This window comes from Streptomyces sp. NPDC037054 (assembly GCF_055606745.1).
Map to the genome: position 1 here is coordinate 1,052,498 of NZ_JBVJSJ010000001.1, position 16,749 is coordinate 1,069,246.

Below are 16,749 nucleotides of genomic sequence, written 5' to 3' on the forward strand. Positions count from 1 at the left end.
CCCGCGGGGCCGGTCCACGCGTCACCGGGGCGTCCTGCCGATGGGGTCATCGGCGCCGTCGATGGGCCCTGGTCGCACGGCCGGGTTACGGGCGGGAGCCTCGCAACACCGTTCGACGCACCATCCGTTCCACGGAAATGTCACGACACACCCTGTACGCGCTCGCCCGCGCGGCATTCCCTTGGTCGGGTCTGTGCACAACTGCGAACGGAGACGCCCCGTGCGAACGACCGACATCCAGCGCTGCGAGGTCCGGCCCGGACGACTCGTCGAGTGGACGCTCAGCGCGGCGACCGTCGAGACCGCGGCGGGCCTGCCGGAGGACTCCCGGCCGCCGGCGTACATCCAGGAGTCGCACATCAGGACCGCCCGGTCGGTGCGCGAGGACGGCCTGTTCGTGCCGACCTGGCTCGGCGCCGCCTTCGACGTCCCCGGCCCGGTCGACCTGGACGCGCTCCAGGAGGCGCTGCGCTCCTGGACCCTGCGGCACGAGACGCTGCGCAGCGGCTTCCGCTGGGCCGGGGAGTCCGGCGACGAGATGCGCCGCTTCACCCTCGACGCCGACGCGGTGTCCCTCCAGCGCGAGGACGTCGGGGAGTTCACCGACGCCGACGCGCTGGTCCGGCACCTCCAGCGCCGCTTCGACGAGACGGCGGACGCGCTGCGCTGGCCCAACCTGATCTACACGGCGGTCGTCCGCGACGACGGCGCGAGCGTCTACATGGCCTTCGACCACAGCAACGTCGACGCCTACTCGCTGCACCGCATCCCCGCCGAGATCCACGAGTTGTACGCGGCGCGCGTCGAGGACCGGCCCGTGGCGTGGGAGCCGACGGGCAGCTACGTCGACTTCTGCGAGACCGAGCGCGCCGACGCGGACCGCATCGACGAGACCCACGAAGTCGTCGCCCGCTGGCGGGAGTTCATTCACAGGTGCGACGGCAGGCTGCCGAGCTTCCCCGTCGACCTCGGCCTGGAGCCGGGCGGCCCGCTGCCCCCGCAGAAGCTGCTGTGCGAGCCGCTGGTGGACGCGGCCGACGCCGCCGCGTTCGAGGCCCACTGCCGGCCCTACGGCGGCAGTCTCGTCGGCGTCCTGGCGGCGACGGCCCTCATCGTCCACGAGATCGGCGGCCGGCCGGTCTACCGCACGGTGGTGCCGTTCCACACCCGCGCCAAGTCCCGGTGGGCCGACTCGGTCGGCTGGTACGTCGGCGGGGCGCCCGTGGAGATCCCGGTCGCCGAACTCCCCGATTTCACGGCCGTGTTGGGCGCGGTGCGCGCCGAGCTGCAGGCCAACCGGCGGCTGGCCCGGATGCCGCTGGCCCGGGTGCTGCGGCTGCTCGGCTCGGACTTCCGGCCCACTTCCCCGGACCTGTACTCGATCGTGTCGTTCGTCGACTCCCGCGCCATGCCGGGCGCGGACCGCTGGTCGGACCTGAAGGCGTACGGGCTGATCCGGGTGTCGTACGGCGACCAGGTGTGCGCGTGGGTCAGCCGGCTCCACGAGGGCCTGTGGTTCGCCGGCCGCTACCCGGACACCGACATCGCGCACAAGAACCTGCGGCTCTACACGGAACGGCTCCGGGACATCATCACGGGCGTGGCGCGCGGGTTGGTGTGACTCGCGCGTGAGGGGGCGGCTACGCGCGCTCCTCCAGCAGCTCGACGAGCCGCTCGAAGCGGGTGCGCCAGCGCCGCTCGGACGCCTCCCCGCCGCCGTACTCGTGGGTGAAGCGCAGGGCGGTGCCGGTGTCGCCGTCGCGTTCCAGGTGGAAGCGGAGGCGTCCGCCGCCCTCCACGGTGTACTCGGCGATCCGCTCCACGTCCCAGGCGGTGACCTGCCCCGACCCGACGTCGCGCAGCGTGACGGCGCCGCCGAGGCGGGGTTCGAGCACGTCGGCCGGGGTGAACCAGGCCGCGAGCCCGACCTCGGTGGCGACCGCGGGCCAGACCTTCTCCATGGGCCGGGGAAGCCGCACCAGGAAGTGCAGCAGGTGCGTGTTCCCGCGGACCTCGACGCCGTCCTGCCGGACGGCGTCGGTGTCGCTCGTGCCGCGCTCGCTCATACCACCAGCGTGCCTCGCCCGCGCGCGGAACGCACCCGGTCGCCCGGTGAGACGCTTACGGACGCTTGCCGGCCGCGTCGACGATGCCGCGCTCCATGACGGCATGCCCCCACAGCACCGTGCCGGCCCTGAGCATGTTCTTGCAGTCCCTGCTCTGGGCGTCCCTGGAGTCCTTGAGCATCACCTCACGTGAGCCGAGCAGCGTCCAGGTCTGGGGATCGAAGACCAGCTCCAGCCGCTTGATCTTCCGCTCGTCGACGAACCCGACGGCGGTGCCCTTCCGCCCGACGGCGTCCTGGGACTCCTTCACCACCTCGACGCCCGGAATCTCAGCGACCGCCCGGTAGAGCGCGGCACTGACCTTCGGGGTCAGGACGCTTTCCATGAGAAGGTTCGTCGCGTTCTTGAAGGCGTAACGGTGGGGCTTTTCGCCCTTGCCCCCCTTGGTCTTGTACAGATGATCGAGCATCCCCTTGGTGTCGGTGGGCAGAGCCTCCAGATCACGGTAGGTCTGGCCGGTGCCCCGGTCCGGCTCGATGCGGCCGCTGTCGACGTCGGGGGCGAGCGAGGGATCGTGCAGCAGCCCCGCGCGGGTCCCGTCGACGGACTTCCAGATCTCCCGGGTGACCAGCGATCCGGGCTTCGCCGGCTCGCACTGCTTCCACTCGTTGAAGGTCACCCGGGACTTGGCATAGGTGTACTGGTCGTCGCGCACCTCCGGCACGTCCTGGCCGGCGGCGGCGAGGGCCACCTGCTCCAGGACCTGGGGGGCGCTCTCGGGGGCCTGTGTGGCGGGTGCGGACGCGGGCGGGGCGGCGACCGGATTCCTTCCGGATGTGCCGCCGGAGGACGGCGTGAAGGTGAGCGTGACGGCGGCGATCGCCGCGGCGGCGCCCGCCACCAGTACGGGGCGCAGCCAGGGCCTGCGGGCGCGGGCGGGTTCGTCGGAGTGCCGGATCTCGGTCATCAGATGCTCCTTGAGGAGTCGGTGACGGCCCGGCGGAAGGTCTCGTTCGGGAAGCTGGTTCATCGGTGTCCCTCCCTTGTGGGCCCGACCGCGGTGGCGCGGTCACCTGTCATCTGTCCGACCCTTTGCAGGGGTTCCATATGTTTCGCGAGTTTTTTCCGCGCCCGGGAGAGCCGCGACCGCACCGTCCCCACCGGCACCCCCAGCGCCAGCGCCGCGGCCGTGTAGTCGAGGCCCGACCACACGCACAGCGCCAGCACCTCCCGCTCGGCCCGCCGCAGCCGCGCCAGCGCCGCCCGTACGACGGCCAGTTGCTCCGCGTCGTCCAGCCGTCCGGCCACCTCGTCGGCGAAGTCCCGCACCGGCTCCTCCCGGGGCAGCCGGGCGATGGCCGCGACGTGCCGTCGGGCGGCGCGGCGGGTGTTGCGCGTGACGTTCGTGGCGATGCCCAGCAGCCAGGGCCGCAACGAGCCGCCCTCCTCGTCGAGGCGCTCCCGCAGCCGCCAGGCGTCCAGGAAGGTCAGCGAGACGACGTCCTCGGCGGTCGCCCAGTCGCCGGTGAGGCGGTAGGCATGGTTGTAGACGGAGCGTGCGCAGGCGTCGAAGAGTTCGCCGAAGGCGTCGTGATCCCCCGCGCGGATGCGCTTCCGCAGATTCGTATCCACGCCCCTCTACCTGTCCGCACGGCAAAGGCCGGTTCCCGTGACCTGGGTCACGGGAACCGGCCTTCACACCGGGAGTTCAGAAACCCACGGACCGGAGGGCGCCCAGGCCGACGTCCGCGTACGAGTGCTTGCCGGAGACGAAGATGTTCACGCCGTAGTAGTTGAACAGCCAGCAGCCGAACGCGACCAGCGCGAGGTAGGCGGCCTTGCGGCCCTTCCAGCCGGCCGTGGCGCGGGCGTGCAGGTAGCAGGCGTAGCCGACCCAGGTGATGAAGGACCAGGTCTCCTTGGGGTCCCAGCCCCAGTAGCGGCCCCACGCGTCACCGGCCCAGATGGCGCCCGCGATGATCGTGAACGTCCACAGCGGGAAGACGGCGGCGTTGACGCGGTACGCGAACTTGTCGAGGGAGGCCGCGGCGGGCAGCCGGTCCAGGACCGAGTCGGCGAACCGGCCGGGCGTGCCGCCGTTCGCGAGCTTGTTCTCGTAGCCGTCCTTGAACAGGTACAGCACCGTGGACATGGCGCCGACGTAGAACACCGCGCCGCAGAAGATCGCGGTGGAGACGTGGATGTAGAGCCAGTACGACTGGAGCGCCGGGACGAGCTGGTCGCTCTCCGTGTAGAGCACGGTGACGGCGAGTCCCAGGTCGAGCAGGACCGCCGTGATCAGCGGCAGGCCGAGCCAGCGGACGTCCTTGCGCAGGGCGAGCAGGCCGAGGTACACGCCGACGGCGACCGTCGAGAACGTGATGTTGAACTCGTACATGTTGCCCCACGGCGCCCGCTCCACGGACAGCGCGCGGGCGAGCACGCCGCCGAGTTCGAGCAGGAAGCCGAGGGCGGTCAGGGAGATCGCGATCCGGCCGTACAGGTCGCCCTGCGCGTCGCCGCCGTGCGCGCCGGGCCCGTCGGGCACGTCACGGGTCCCGGAGGCGGAGCGGACGACGACCTTGGGCCGCTCCAGCACGGCGGTGCCGCCGGCCTGCCGCGCGGTGACGGCGGGGCCGTCGGCCCCGGCCTCCTCCGTCTTCGCGGTGAGCGCGGCCGCGGTGCGGCCGACCTTGCTGCGGCTGCCGAAGAGCCATTCGGCGATGTACGCGAAGAAGGCCAGCGTGTAGACGGCCATCGCGGAGTAGATCAGCACGTTGCTGATGTGCGCGAGGTTCTCGTTGGTCGCGGCGGCCAGGTCCGTCATGGCGGCCAGGTCGGTTGCGGCGGCGAGAGTCACTGCTTCTCAGCCCCTTCGGCAGGTACGGCAGGAGAATCGGAGGGTTCGGGGTCGGGAACTCCCGGCGCCCGCTCGTACAGGATCCCGGCGAGCTCGCCGAGTTCCTCGGGCACCTTGGCGGACTCGCTGCGGCCGAGCCCGGCCATCTCGACGACGGTGACGCCGTCGGCGCCCCGGCCCACGCGCACCCACACGCGGCGGCGCTGGACGAACAGGGAGGCGGCGAGTCCGAGGATCGCGGCGACGGACCCGGCGAGGGCCCAGCCGCTGGCCGGCTGCCGGGCGATCTGGAAGCCGGCCCACTCCTTCACGCCCTCGAAGGTGACGGTGCCGGCGCCGTCCGGGAGGGTCATGGTCTCGCCGACCTTGAGCTGCTTCTTGAACAGCTCGCCGTCGGCGTCCTTGAACTCCTTCAGGTTCTTCTTGTTCAGTTGGTACACGCTCTGCGGGACGCCCGAGTCGACGCCGAGGTCGCCGTGGTAGGCGGACAGCGCCAGCATCGGGTTGAGCACCGCCGGGAACCGCGACAGCATCGTCGAGCCCTTCCCGCCGTGGGTGGGCAGGAAGAACGCGTGGAAGCCGAGCTGCTCCTTGACGCCCTTGGCGTTGCGGTAGCCGTCCATGACCTTGATCGCGCCGGACGAGGTGACGTTGGCGTCCAGCGGCAGCAGCGGGACGGCCTCGCGGTCCATGACGACGTTGCCCTTGCCGTCCTTGACCGTGATGATCGGCGCGTATCCGTGGCTGACGAGGTAGACCTTCGAGCCGCCGATCTCCAGCGGCTCGTTGACCTTGATCCGGGTCGTGGTCTCCTTGCCGTAGGCGCCCACGCTGTAGGTGACGTCCGCCTGGAAGAGGCGCGGGGTGCCCCGGTTGGGGCCGGTCGGCTCGTAGGTGCCGGTGAAGTCCTTCAGGACGAAGCTGAACGGGTCCAGGTCGTCCTGCGTGAAGAGGCTGCCGGACTTGAAGTCGTCGTACTGGGTGAGCGTGTTGGCGAAGCCGTCGCCCTCCAGGATCAGCTTGTTGCCCTCGGACTTGAACAACTGGCCCCAGGCGAAGGCGATCAGCATGACGATGAGCGCCAGGTGGAAGACCAGGTTGCCCAGCTCCCGCAGGTAGCCCTTCTCGGCGGCGACGGCGTCACCGACCACGTGGACCCGGAAGCGGCGCTTCTTCAGCAGCGCGAGGGCGGCGTCGCGGATCTCGCCGGGCGCGGCCTCGGTGCGCCAGCTGGTGTGGGCGGGCAGCCGGGTCAGGCGGCGCGGCGCGCCCGGCGGCCGGCCGCGCAGCTGGCCCACGAACTGCCAGGTGCGCGGGATGATGCAGCCGATGAGGGAGACGAACAGCAGGATGTAGATCGCCGAGAACCACACCGAGCTGTAGACGTGGAACAGGCCGAGCTTGTCGTAGATCGGCGCGAGCGTCTCGTGCCGCTGCCGGAACTCCTCGACCTGGGCGAGGTCGGTGCCGCTCTGCGGGATCAGCGAGCCGGGGATCGCGCCCAGCGACAGCAGCAGGAGCAGCAGCAGCGCGACCCGCATCGAGGTGAGCTGGCGCCAGAACCAGCGGATCCAGCCGACGACACCGAGGGCCGGGAGGTTCGGGGCGTCCTCGGCGGGGGCGGTGGACAGCTGGGAGCCGGCCTCGCCGAGCTCCTGGTCCTCGCCCGGGGCCCTGCCGGTGTCCGGGGCCTTGTCGGTGGTGGTGTCGCTCATCGGTCAGATCCCCACAGTGAATCCGTTGGACCAGGTCTGCATCTGCTGCACGATGCCGTCCCACACGCCGGTCAGCAGCAGCAGGCCGGTCACGATCATCATGGTGCCGCCGACGCGCATCACCCAGACATAGTGACGCTTGACCCAGCCGAAGGCGCCGAGGGCCTTGCGGAAGGCGACCGCGGCGAGGACGAAGGGGAGACCGAGACCGACGCAGTACGCGACGGTCAGTACGGCGCCCCGGCCGGCGCTGGCCTCGTTGATGGCGAGGGCCTGCACGGAGGCGAGGGTCGGGCCGATGCAGGGCGTCCAGCCGATCCCGAACAGCGCGCCCAGCAGCGGAGCGCCGACCAGGCCGCTCACCGGCCGCTTGTGGAAGCGGAACTCGCGCTGGGACAGCCACGGCATCAGACCCATGAAGAACACGCCCATGGCGACCATGAGCACGCCCAGCACCTTGGTCAGCACGTCGCGGTGTTCCTGGAGCGTGGACCCGAAGTAGCCGAACAGGGCGCCGCCGGACACGAACACGGCGGTGAACCCGACGACGAAGAGGGAGGCACCGGCCACCATCCGCCCCCGCCTGGCCTCTTCGAGGTCCGTGCCGGTGACGCCGGTCACGTACGACAGGTAGCCGGGGACCAGTGGCAGGACGCAGGGCGAGAAGAAGGAGACGAGACCGCCGAGCAGGGCGATGGGCAGGGCCACGAGCAGGGCGCCGTTGAGCACCGTGCCGTTGTAGCCCGCCTCGGCGAGCGTGGTGACGGGGTTCACGTCACTTCTCCGCGAGGACCGGGGCGATCATCGCGCGCAGCTTTTCCTCGCTGAGCGCCTGGAGGGTGCGGGCCGCGATCCTGCCGTCCCGGTCTATGACCAGCGTGGAGGGCACGGCCTGCGGGTTGAGGGTGCCCTTCTCGAAGCGGAGCATCAGCTTGCCGGTGGGGTCGTACAGGCTCGGGTACGTGATCCCGAACTCCTTCTCGAAGGCGCGGGCCAGGCCGACGGAGGAGTCGCGGGTGTTGATGCCGACGAACTCGACGCCCTCGTCCTTGACGTCCTGGTAGACCTTCTCGAAGTTCTTGGCCTCGGCGCGGCACGGCGGGCACCAGGAGCCCCACACGTTGACGACGACGACCTTGCCCTTGTGGTCGGCCACGTCGGCCTGCTTGCCGTCGACGGTGGGCCCGGACAGGTCGGGCGCGGCGGCCCGCTGCCCCGCCTTGACGGTGGCGATGCCGTCCTTGCCCGTGATGAAGCCGGTGTTGCCGCCTCCGCCGGAGGGGCCGCCCGAGCCGCACGCGGACAGCAGCAGCGCCGCCACGGCGGCACCGGCGGTGGTCAGGGCGGCACGGCGGCGGGCACGGGAGGTGCGGGTCGAGCGCTGGGGGGCGGGGCTGGCGGCACTCATGTGAAAAGTTTCGCATGTCCGTTCCGGGGATCTTCCGCGCCCCCCTTGCGGGCGGAAACCCGCATTTCAGGCAGCGTTCGCGGCCCCCTGGGAGGGGTCGGCACCGGCCTCGGCCAGGAAGGTCTTCCAGCCGCCGGGCGGCTGCTGCCCCACACCGAGGGTGCGCAGCCGGGCCAGCACCTCGGGCCGCTGCGCGTCGAGCCAGTCGGTGAACTGCCGGAAGGACACCAGCCGGACGTCGGCACCCTTGTCCCGCTCCCGCGCGATGTGCTTGAGGGCCTCTTCCACGGCGTCCATGTAGATGCCGCCGTTCCACTGCTCGAAGTGGTTGCCGACGAAGAACGGCGCGCGATTTGTCTCGTATGCCCGCTCGAAGCCGGATATGTAGGCCTGGGTGGCCTGTTCGCGCCAGGCGGGGTGGCGGTGCGCGGGCGCGTTGGTCGAGTTCACCGACTGGTTGGCGAGGATGTTGTAGTCCATCGCGAGCACCTCGAAGCCGCGGCCCGGGAACGGTATCTGCTGCAACGGCAGGTCCCACAGCCCCTGCCGCTTGTCCGGCCACACCTGGAGGCCGCCCGGCGACGAGGCGTCGTAGCGCCAGCCGAGCTCGCGGGCGGTGGGCAGCAGGTTGTCCCGGCCGAGCAGACAGGGCGTACGGCCGCCGACGAGTTCCTTGTCGTAGTCGAACGGCAGCGGCGGCAGGTCCCGCCAGCCGGTGTTGGTGCGCCACTCCTTCACGAACGACGTCGCCTGGTCTATCTCGCTGCGCCACTGCCGGGGCGTCCAGTGGGCGACCGAGCCGGGTCCGTCGCCGCAGAAGTGGCCGTTGAAGTGGGTGCCTATCTCGTGCCCGTCGAGCCAGGCGCGGCGGACGTTCGCCAGCGTGTCCTTGATGTGGCCGTCGGTGAGGTAGCCGATGTCGGAGGCGCCGCGCGGGTTGCCCGGCGGGTCGTAGCGCCGTTTCTGCGACTCGGGCAGCAGATACAGGCCGGAGAGGAAGAACGTCATGCGGGCGTCGTGCTCCCGCGCGAGGTCGAGGAAGCGCGGGAAGAGGCCGTTGCCGACCTCGCCGGCCCCGTCCCAGGAGAAGACGACGAACTGCGGCGGGGTCTCACCGGGCTCCAACGGCACGGGCGCGGGCGGCTGGTGGGGCTGCTTGCCGGTGTACGCGGTGGAGCCGTCGCCGATCGGCCGCGCGGTCGGCCCGGTTTCGCCCCGGTCCGGGCCGCCCGTCCGGTCGTCGCGGGAACCGCCGGCATGGGTCGCACCGCCGGACGAGGCCTGGGCGCCGCACGCCGTGAGCGAGGCGGCGGCAGCGGCGCCCGCGCCGAGTCCGAGCATTCCCCTGCGGGTGAGAGTGCGCATGGTGTCCCCGATCGTCACGTCCTCGTGGTCACCCACTGAGAGGACGCGACGAACGCGGGAGTTCCCGCTGAATTGCGCGGGCTCGGTAACAGAATTCTCACGTCCCGTGGAGACCGGACACCACGGTCCCCCGCCCGGGTCGCTACGGCCCCGCACGGATCGCCTTACGCCCCGAAGGCCTTGTCCTTCCCCTTCACCGGCTTCGCCCCGGCGAGGAGATGGGCCGGGACAAGATCGCGGGCCGGCTCCGTGTAGCCCACGGAAACGATCCTGTCGCCCTGGAACGTGAACGTCGTCAGGGACGCGAGCGTGCACTGCCGCCGGCGCGGGTCGTGCCACAGCCGGCGCTTCTCGACGTAGGACCGCACGATCCAGATCGGCAGCTGGTGGCTGACCAGCACGGCCTCGTGCCCGCGCGCCCGGTCCTTCGCCGAGTGCAGCGCGCCCATCATCCGCACCACCTGGTCCAGGTACGGCTCGCCCCACGACGGCTTGAACGGGTTGTAGAGGTGCTTCCAGTTGTCCGGCCTGCGCAGCGCGCCGTCCCCGACGCCGAAGGTCTTGCCCTGGAAGACGTTGTCGGCCTCGATGAGCCGCTCGTCGGTGTCGAGGTCGAGGCCGTGCGCCTTCGCGATCGGCGTCGCCGTCTCCTGCGCCCGCTCCAGCGGGGAGGACACGACGTACGTCACGTCGCGCGAGGAGAGGTGGTCGGCGACCCGGTCGGCCATCCGCCGGCCCAGCTCGGACAGGTGGTAGCCGGGCAGCCTGCCGTAGAGGATGCCGTCCGGGTTGGCGACCTCGCCGTGCCGCATCAAGTGGACGACGGTGACGTCCTTGCCGTGCGCGCTCACGCGGTCGCCTCCGCCGCCGCCCGGGCCGCCGCCGGAAGGGCGTCGGCGATCCGCGACACGGCCCGCTCGTCGTGGGCCGTGGAGACGAACCAGGACTCGAACGACGACGGCGGCAGGTACACGCCGTGCGCCAGCATCGAGTGGAAGAACGCGGTGAAGCGGTACGACTCCTGCGCCTTGGCGTCCTCGTAGGTGCGCACCGGCCGGTCGGTGAAGAACACCGAGAACATGTTGGAGGCGCTCTGCACGGTGTGCGCGACGCCCTCCTTGGTCAGCGCCTCGGACACCATCGACTGGATCTGCGCCGACACGGCGTTGATCTTCGCGTAGGCCGCGTCGTCCAGCAGCCGCAGCTGGGCGAGCCCGGCGGCGGTGGCGACCGGGTTCCCGGACAGCGTGCCGGCCTGGTAAACGGGTCCGGCCGGGGCGAGGTGCGCCATGACGTCGGCGCGCCCGCCGAACGCGGCGGCGGGGAAGCCACCGCCCATGACCTTGCCGAAGGTCATCAGGTCGGGCACGACGCCGTCGACGCCGAACCATCCGGCGCGGCTGGTACGGAACCCGGTCATGACCTCGTCGGAGACGTACAGCGCGCCGTTCGCGGCGCAGGCGTCCTTGAGGCCCTGGTTGAAGCCGGGCATCGGCGGCACGACGCCCATGTTGCCGGGCGAGGCCTCGGTGATCACGCAGGCGATCTCACCGGGGTGCGCGGCGAAGGCGGCGTGCACGGCGTCCAGGTCGTTGTACGGCAGGACGATCGTGTCGCCCGCCTGGGCGCCGGTGACGCCGGGGGTGTCGGGCAGGGCGAACGTGGCGAGGCCGGACCCGGCGGAGGCCAGCAGGGAATCCACGTGCCCGTGGTAGCACCCGGCGAACTTGACGACCTTGGAGCGCTGCGTGAAGCCGCGGGCGAGCCGGATCGCCGACATGGTGGCCTCGGTGCCGCTGGACACCAGCCGGACCTGCTCCAGCGGGCCGACCCGGCCGACCATCTCCTCGGCGAGCGCGACCTCGCCCTCGCCGGGCGTGCCGAAGGACGTACCGCGCGCGACGGCCGCCTGCACCGCGGCGAGGACCTCCGGGTGGGAGTGCCCGAGGATCATCGGCCCCCAGGAGCACACCAGGTCGACGTACTCCCGCCCGTCGGCGTCGGTCAGGTAGGGGCCGGTGCCGGACACCATGAACCGGGGCGTGCCGCCGACGGCGCGGAAGGCCCGCACCGGGGAGTTCACGCCACCGGGCGTGACGGCCGCCGCACGGTCGAACAGAGCCTGCGAGCCCGGTGCTTCGTATGGATATGCCAGTTCGCTCATGACCTGCGACTTCTCCGACCTTCTCCGACTGCTCTCGGCTCCGGCTCCGACGGTTCTCGGACTCCGGTCCGACTGCTTTCGGACTCCGGGTTGCCAGTGACCTCCTCAGGGTAGGCCCCCTCCCCTCCCCCACCTTCGCCAGTACCGGCCCACGCCCCGTCTCATCTGCGAGACTGGGGGCTGATACACAGAGCTCACACGGGCGTGATGTTCCGGCGTGGTGTCTCGGGGCCTGCCGGCGTTCCCTCGCCGCGCCCCACGGACAGATGTTTCAGCGCACGTTTCGGCGGGCGGCCGTGGGGGAGGTCACTGACACGATGATCGGGTTGCGCGGCGGGGGACACGCGTCCTAGAAAAGCAGTCGGGTGGAGATATGCATCGCGGTGGCGGACTGGGCGAGGGGACTGACGACCTGGGTCCTCGACGTGCCCGGCGGGGCAGGCACCGACGCGACGCGGAGGGAACGGCCGAGGCACGTCAGGCACACGGTGCGCCGAGTGAGCCCGAACCGGTCGACCGGTTGATCGACCGCGGGGACCGCCCCAGGGCGGGGAGCAGGAATGGTGGTCGGGTGGGGGTGACGTACAAGTACTTCGGCGCGCCCGACGGTGCGACCGCGGCCCGCGTCCCGATCTCGATGCGTCCGGAGGAACTCGGCGGCGACGAGCTCGGCATGAACGGCATGTTCACCAAGATCAAGCCGGAGACGATGGCGGCGATGGTCCTCACCGGCATAGAGGGCGTCCCCCTCCACAAGGTCCCGCCCCTCGAACTGGTCGTCCTCCACCCCGACTACGCGGTCGTCAAACTCCCCATGACGGTCGTCGACCCCCTGCGCGGCATAGGCGAGGAAGCGGTCGGCGCGGCGGCGTTCATCTGGTCCACGGTCCCGGACCGCGGGGGGCCGCGGGACGCGTTCAACGTGTACCAGTTGCTGCACGAGTGGCAGGACTTCAGCCACCGGCTGCATGAGGCGGGGCATCAGCCTTATTGCCTGGTGTGGCCCTGACTTCGGGCTTCTTGCGCTTGGGCAAGGTCTCCGGGCCTCGCCCCATGACAGGCGTGACGCGCAGTACGGCCAGTCTTTGCGTCCGACGTTCCGCCCTGTCCTTCAGCGGCTCGTCGCCCATCCTCGCCCACCTTGCGTCGGTGGCGGCCGTCTCAGGAAGGTAGCGGCCACTGCGGGCCGTTCGGGTTCCCGAGCCAAACGGCCTGCTGGTCGCGGGAGACGCTCACGCCGAACGCCGCAGTATTCGGTGAGCCGTACACCTCCCAGGTGGTGACGCGGGGAACGACACCGACCAGTGACTTCGCTGACGAACGACAGTCGTCCGGTCCTGGTCGTCGCCAACCTCGACGACCCGCGGCCCCCGCCGCCTAGGGACGCGATCGAGTCGGCGGTGGCCACTACTGTCAGGGGAGTCACTATTGCAGTCGCCCTGGCCCGTGCTGCAGGTCGCGGTCCCGGAGGATGTGCCGTGGCCCGGGGACATGATGGGCACCCCGGACCTGTCGAAGTACCGGGCGGTCTGCGTCTCCGGATCCAGTTGCCGCCGTTCCCTTGGTGGCGCAACGCCGGGCCGTCGACATGTCGGACGTGGCCCGGGTTGGTGCCGGTCTGACCGCGCTTGTTGTGGCCGACCAGCATCAAGGCGGCCACACCGCCTTGCAGGAGGCCGCTCTCAAGGGCTGCGACAACGCCCTTCTTCCGTCCCGTCGCACGGCGGCGAGTGCCGCTTCCTTCCGGGACACCCCGGGCGGGCACGGCGGAGGCCGGCCTCGGCCGGTAAACCACCCATCCGTGGAACGCGGTCACGCGCCGCCGCATCGCGTGGAGTTGCTCGGCCCGGTCGTCTTCCAGCCGTGTGAGGGATGGGCCGGCCGCCTGTTCACCCGCGGCGGCGTCATACGAGCGGCGAACCCGGTCCCGGACTTGGTGCCGGTGGAGGCGAGCGGGCGGACAGGGCACCGACTCCCTGCCCGCCCCTGTGGCCCTCACGGTTAGGGCAACCCGCGGGCTCAGTCCGATGGACGCAGCGGCGGCAGGTTGTTGGGGTTGTTCCGTTCGATCCAGCCCTTGCCATCCGCCGCGATGCCTTCCAGCAGTCGGAAGGTGTGGATGAACCCGGCCGAGTTGAGGTTGATCTCGGCGATTTCCTGGGCGTTCTCGTCCGGCGCCAGTTGATGGGCGTCGGCGTCCTTGACCCGGATGTTCCTGGCCGGCCCGTTCGTGAGGACGAGTTCGAGGTCGTAGCCGACGTCGGAGCGCTCCGTGACCTGTACGGAGGACAACGCGTCGAACCGGTAGTTGCTGCGCTGCTCGTTCCCGCGTTTCGCGTCGGTGAAGTCGAATTCCGAGCTGATCTCGCGCACGCCGTCCTGTGTCACGAGGAACAGCCGGAAGCTGTAGCGCGAGTACCGCCAGGGCCCGCCCTTCACCCGCCCCCTCATGTAGGGGCGCGCGGGTGTCATCAGGATGGTGTGGGTGATGAGGTCGCGCCAGGTTAGCTGGTAGTGACGCAGCGCCTCGTCGACGAACAGCGTCTTGTCACAGGTGAGCCACGTCTCCATCTCCAGCTCGCTGGGGCGCGTGGCGTCCAGGAACGACTTCCAGTTCTGGTAGGCGGCTTGCCGCGCCGCGAGCTGCTCCTCGTACTCCCGGGTCTCCTCGGCCAGCCGCTGTTCCTCGGCCAGGGCATCCAGCCACGAGGACGCGGCAGCGCGTCCGGACCAGACGGCGACGGCCACGGCCACGACTGCGAGCAGAATCCGCAACGCGCCGCCGCCCGACAACGCCGTGACGATCAGGGCCAGGGTCACGAAGCCGAGAACGGCGAGGGCGAGCACGCACAGCGCCTTCTCCGCCATCGGCGTCTGCTTCTCGTGGTCCTCGTCGAAGAGAGTGCCGTCGGAGTAGCGGTCCCGGGCGTCCTCGGCGAGATGGCGGATCAGCCAGTTGACCCGGTCCACGCCGATGCGGCTCTCGCGGTAGAGAAGCGCGACCTCGGCGGTCAGACCGTCCCGGATGCCGGCGGTCCGACGGAACCATTCGTGCGGGGTGATCCCGTGGGGCACGCGGACGCTGAAGTAGTGGTCGAGCGAATGACGGACCCGTTTGGTGAACCCGTCCCCAGCGGTTCCAGCGGCGCGGGTGTGCGCGTTGCGGGACGCGCTCTTGGCCTTCTTGGCCTTCAGCTGCTGCTCCTCGGACCACCACCGCCGGCCGAAGCGCCTCGCGGTCAGGCCCGCGCCGAGCGCCAGCAGGGAATCGACGACCGCGTCGACGGGGTTCACGGTCAGCGCCGCGATCCAGAGGAAGGCGACGGCGACGCCGAACAGTCCGGCCCGGAGCGAGAAGGCCGCCCTGGCCGCGGCGGCGGTGCTCGGGCGGGGCTGCAGGGCCCGTGGTCCGATGGGGTCGGGTTCGAAATAGGCCCAGACCCGTTCGGCGCGGCCGTTGCCGAATTGATCGGCCTCGGCCCGTTCGCAGTTCTCGGCCCACAGGCTGTCCTTCAGGCCTCCGGTGAGCACGAGGTCGAAGTGGCGCAGGATCGCGTCGCGCCGGGGCCCCGGCAGGGCACGCAGCCGCTCCAGCACGCGTCCTGTTTCGCCGTCGGCGGTGCCGAGCATCGCCAGCAGTTCGAAGGCGACGCGCAGCGCGTCCTTCCACTCGCCCTCGGCGTAGGTCCGGACGAGCCCGGACGCGTGGCGCAGTCGCTGGAGTTCCCCGCTGCCGAGGTCGTGGTAGGCGCGGCCACTGAGCATGGCCAGCACCCAGTGGAAGCGGACCTCCGCGCTGTCGTGTCCGTGGGCGATCGCGTCACTGATCATGTCGCGGGCACGGCTGGGGATGCCGTCCTCCAGGAACCGCACTCCGACGTTGTACTTCTCCTGGGGCGACGCATCGGGATGGACGAAGTACACATTGGAGTTGTGCACGGTCTCGGCCTGGATTCCGACACTGGAACCGTAGGAGGCCGAATTGCTCACGCCACCGCGGCCGTCGCTCATGACAGTTCACCCTCTGCGGTGACCAACGGCGCGAGCCTGGCCGCCAGTTCGGGCGAATCCGCGATCAGACCGCGTAACCTCTTGAGTGCCATCGTCGCCCTCTTGGACGCTTCCGGAGTGTTATCCTTCACCGCCCGGTGGGCGGAGCCCAGTTCGACCAGTGCCTCCCGGTAGGTGTCGTCATCGAGGGCGCCCTCGGTGTGGTGGCGCTTCAACTGCTCACGGAAATCGTTCAGTTCCGCAGCCAGGTTTGCCGGACCGGACACCTTCGGCCCCGCATGCACATACACGCTGCTCCCCTCGACCGAGCCGGCCATGATGCCAACGGTGCTGTTGCGGGCGGTATTGCTGACGTGCCCGCGAAGGGCGTTGGCCGTAGGGGCCCTGTCTGCCTGGTTCATGGCGATCTGCTCCTGTTCTGCCACCACTTCCACGGCCAGCCGTACGGCGAATGCCGCCGCGTTCGCCGCCGCCCGTGGTTGCCAATTGCGGTCCTTCGCGCTGCTCTTCGTGCCATCCGCCCGGTCGCTGATTCCCCGGATGATGGCCACCGGTGCCCCGTTGAGGTGACCGGCCTGCGCCACTCCGGCGGCCTCCATCTCGATGGCGAGCGCGTCGTTGTAGTGCTGCCGGATCCACCGCGCCTCGGCCGAGATCCTTGAGTTCTGTACGACCTCGCCGGCGGCGATCGCGCCGAAGCGGACCTGGGGAGCGCGCCCCTGACCAGGCATGTCGTCGGCCCAGTCGTTCACGCGCGCCAGATGCGAGCCGAGCTGGCTGATGCCGTGCGCCGCCTCCCACACTCGGGGGCGGGCCTTGAGTCCGTCGTCCTCGCTGGTCCCGCCGTGATAGGCGTACACATGGGTCGCCATCACCACGTCGCCCAGCCTGGTGGTGTCCCACAGCGCACCGGCGACGCCGACGAACAGCACGGCCACGGGGGAGAATTCCTGTATCGCGCGCTCGGCGATCACTGCCGCGGAATGGTTCCCCTTGTTCGTCAGTCCGAGGGCGACGCGGCACGAGGTGCCCCGCACGGTTCCCACCTCGAACCGCGTCCCCCGCTCATGACGACGCACCTGTTGACCGACCAGTTTGCGGTGCACGGCCTGGTACTCGAGATTGAGGGCGGTGAGAATCACCACCAGGTCTTTCGCCAT

14 protein-coding genes and 1 pseudogene are annotated in these 16,749 nt (G+C 70.6%); 2 read left to right on the forward strand and 13 right to left on the reverse strand.

What is annotated here, in order from left to right; translation table 11 throughout:
- Positions 1–220: 220 nt before the first annotated feature.
- On the forward strand, positions 221–1,621 hold the full coding sequence (locus ACZ7D7_RS04660) for a condensation domain-containing protein (protein ID WP_470822292.1): 1,401 nt from the start codon (positions 221–223) through the stop codon (positions 1,619–1,621).
- A gap of 19 nt (positions 1,622–1,640) precedes the next feature.
- On the opposite strand, the gene ACZ7D7_RS04665 is transcribed toward ACZ7D7_RS04660, so the two are convergent.
- The 10 genes from ACZ7D7_RS04665 to hemL all read right to left on the reverse strand — a co-directional run bounded on the left by ACZ7D7_RS04665 (position 1,641) and on the right by hemL (position 11,578).
- Positions 1,641–2,066: an SRPBCC domain-containing protein gene (locus tag ACZ7D7_RS04665; protein WP_470822294.1), complete on the reverse strand. Its 426-nt coding sequence runs from the start codon at positions 2,064–2,066 to the stop codon at positions 1,641–1,643.
- A gap of 55 nt (positions 2,067–2,121) precedes the next feature.
- The gene (locus tag ACZ7D7_RS04670) at positions 2,122–3,096 is read right to left on the reverse strand and encodes a CU044_5270 family protein (RefSeq protein ID WP_470822296.1); all 975 of its coding nucleotides are present in this window, start codon (positions 3,094–3,096) and stop codon (positions 2,122–2,124) included.
- The gene (locus ACZ7D7_RS04675) at positions 3,093–3,698 is read right to left on the reverse strand and encodes an RNA polymerase sigma factor (RefSeq protein WP_470822297.1); all 606 of its coding nucleotides are present in this window, start codon (positions 3,696–3,698) and stop codon (positions 3,093–3,095) included. The genes ACZ7D7_RS04670 and ACZ7D7_RS04675 overlap by 4 nt, the downstream gene beginning before the upstream one ends.
- A gap of 76 nt (positions 3,699–3,774) precedes the next feature.
- Entirely contained in the window at positions 3,775–4,893 is a 1,119-nt protein-coding gene (gene ccsB / locus ACZ7D7_RS04680) for a c-type cytochrome biogenesis protein CcsB (RefSeq protein ID WP_470822465.1), read from the reverse strand.
- A 29-nt stretch (positions 4,894–4,922) separates the two neighbouring features.
- Positions 4,923–6,641 (reverse strand): cytochrome c biogenesis protein ResB, encoded by a 1,719-nt coding sequence (gene resB, locus ACZ7D7_RS04685; RefSeq protein ID WP_470822299.1) that lies wholly within the window; start codon positions 6,639–6,641, stop codon positions 4,923–4,925.
- Between the two features lie 3 nt (positions 6,642–6,644).
- Positions 6,645–7,415 (reverse strand): cytochrome c biogenesis CcdA family protein, encoded by a 771-nt coding sequence (locus ACZ7D7_RS04690; RefSeq protein WP_470822301.1) that lies wholly within the window; start codon positions 7,413–7,415, stop codon positions 6,645–6,647.
- Between the two features lies 1 nt (position 7,416).
- Entirely contained in the window at positions 7,417–8,049 is a 633-nt protein-coding gene (locus tag ACZ7D7_RS04695) for a TlpA family protein disulfide reductase (protein ID WP_470822303.1), read from the reverse strand.
- A 66-nt stretch (positions 8,050–8,115) separates the two neighbouring features.
- Entirely contained in the window at positions 8,116–9,414 is a 1,299-nt protein-coding gene (locus tag ACZ7D7_RS04700) for a polysaccharide deacetylase family protein (RefSeq protein WP_470822466.1), read from the reverse strand.
- 164 nt (positions 9,415–9,578) lie between these two features.
- Positions 9,579–10,226: a histidine phosphatase family protein gene (locus tag ACZ7D7_RS04705; RefSeq protein WP_470822468.1), complete on the reverse strand. Its 648-nt coding sequence runs from the start codon at positions 10,224–10,226 to the stop codon at positions 9,579–9,581.
- A 35-nt stretch (positions 10,227–10,261) separates the two neighbouring features.
- A complete protein-coding gene (gene hemL, locus ACZ7D7_RS04710; RefSeq protein WP_470822304.1) occupies positions 10,262–11,578 on the reverse strand; it encodes a glutamate-1-semialdehyde 2,1-aminomutase in 1,317 nt (438 codons plus the stop codon).
- A 373-nt stretch (positions 11,579–11,951) separates the two neighbouring features.
- Between hemL and ACZ7D7_RS04715 the strand changes: the two genes are divergently transcribed.
- Positions 11,952–12,587 (forward strand): hypothetical protein, encoded by a 636-nt coding sequence (locus ACZ7D7_RS04715; RefSeq protein WP_470822305.1) that lies wholly within the window; start codon positions 11,952–11,954, stop codon positions 12,585–12,587.
- A gap of 223 nt (positions 12,588–12,810) precedes the next feature.
- Here the strand turns inward: ACZ7D7_RS04715 and ACZ7D7_RS04720 are convergent.
- From ACZ7D7_RS04720 to ACZ7D7_RS04730, 3 genes and pseudogenes are all read right to left on the reverse strand, one after another.
- A pseudogene (locus tag ACZ7D7_RS04720) lies at positions 12,811–13,140 on the reverse strand (putative ATP-grasp-modified RiPP); the annotation flags it as partial.
- Between the two features lie 457 nt (positions 13,141–13,597).
- Positions 13,598–15,589 (reverse strand): hypothetical protein, encoded by a 1,992-nt coding sequence (locus ACZ7D7_RS04725; protein WP_470822307.1) that lies wholly within the window; start codon positions 15,587–15,589, stop codon positions 13,598–13,600.
- On the reverse strand, positions 15,586–16,749 hold the full coding sequence (locus ACZ7D7_RS04730; RefSeq protein WP_470822309.1) for a 5'-methylthioadenosine/S-adenosylhomocysteine nucleosidase family protein: 1,164 nt from the start codon (positions 16,747–16,749) through the stop codon (positions 15,586–15,588). Before ACZ7D7_RS04730 ends, ACZ7D7_RS04725 begins: the two co-directional genes overlap by 4 nt.